We start from the raw sequence: 1431 nt of genomic DNA, 5'->3' as shown, positions 1-1431 counted from the left end.
TAATGCCAGTCAGTTAAGCTGACTGGCATTTTTCTTTTTAGCGGGGTACTTACCCGGTTTAGGTTTAACACATCGCGGATATAACCTGTCTTCTCGGCGTGTCGGTAGCTCGTAGTAAGTCAGCTGATTGATAAGATTCTCATACAACACGGGCAGCTTCCCGGGGCTTGTAAGCCCCGTTGTTAGAAGGAATGCAATCACTGCGCTAGAACACCCGCTGAAGCTTAGCTGATTAGGCCAGATGCCTTTGCGTAGTGCAGCTTCAGTCATTGCCACTCGTATCAGGTTATAAGCCAGCAGTAATCCCCATAACTCTTGCTCAACCATGTCAGGTCGCTTACTCCGAAGCGTGTATTCACTATTCAATAGCGTCTGCTTCATCTCTCGGTACCCTAATTCAATTTCCCAGCGATGGCTGTATAAGTCTACAATCTCGTCACTGGGATAGCGCATGACATCGGTAAGAGATGTAAGAATTCGACACTCTTTTCCTCGAATTTTCTTCGTAATGAGTCGCGCTTCAATCTCATCGGGAAGCGTGGGGAATTTCTTTCTCGCTTGAGGTGTGGTTGTTAGTTTCACCCGTTTATCTACACGGCTATAGCTCTCTAATACTTCAAACTGGAGGCCTTTTCTGGCGGGTATCATCCAGTGTCTTTCTTGTCCTTCGCTATGCCATTGGTGGAGTAAGCCCAACGAATAAAAACCACGGTCAAACATAGTGAGCGAGTGATTAGGCGTGTCTTCAATTAGCTGCTCGGCTAGCACCATTTCGTTAGACTTATATTTATCGAACGCACTGTTTACAAGTTGATGACTTGTCAGTTCCATCTGGCAGACCATGCGAATCTGAGGAAAGGCTGTATCACCATATTGTGTGCTACCAGAGCCATATTTTTCACGGTTCTCCGCAGTATCAGCCGTTCGCCAAACGACACCATCGACACCAAGTAAATTCAACCCGTTCCATGTTTCGAATTGATTCTGCTGGTACCAATGTTTAGCCATCTTTTTAAAAGACTGTTCAACGGCCTCAGTTCCCAAGCGCTGACGCGCTTGAACCATAGCGCTTGGCGCTACGAGCGGTGCTTTACCGGGCAACGCGATATCCATCTTAGTGGCAATATTCCACACTGATTCTTGCCTAAAAAGACTCATGCCCATGACACACCACATTACCGACTCAAGCGGTAAGCGACGCTTTCTAACGGTTGCCACACCTGCTTCTACAAAGGCCTCATCAATAATTGAAGGGTCTAAGAAAGTTGAGAGTTTTTCAAATGAGTGAAACTGGGTACTGGCGTTGAAAGCAGTATCTAACGCTGTTTTGATATCCATAAAAAAATCCGATGGCAAATGCTCATCGGATTTTTACATCTATAAAAGATCGGTCAACCGATCGCTAAAATATTTCTTAACTGATCGGCATTA

1 protein-coding gene is annotated in these 1431 nt (G+C 45.6%); it reads right to left on the bottom strand.

All coding sequences use genetic code 11. From position 1 onward, the window contains the following. Positions 1–9: 9 nt before the first annotated feature. The gene (locus ACX5KA_RS03420) at positions 10–1338 is read right to left on the bottom strand and encodes an IS4 family transposase (RefSeq protein ID WP_283625482.1); all 1329 of its coding nucleotides are present in this window, start codon (positions 1336–1338) and stop codon (positions 10–12) included. Between the last annotated feature and the right edge of the window lie 93 nt (positions 1339–1431).

The organism is Alteromonas alvinellae, assembly GCF_902705805.1.
Note: the sequence above shows the minus strand (reverse complement) of the source record. Positions and strands in the feature narration are given on the sequence as shown.

What these genes read in the sequence shown, in the direction of transcription:
- ACX5KA_RS03420 (WP_283625482.1), bottom strand. Translation starts at nt 1,338, where the DNA reads ATGGATATCAAAACAGCGTTAGATACTGCTTTCAACGCCAGTACCCAG.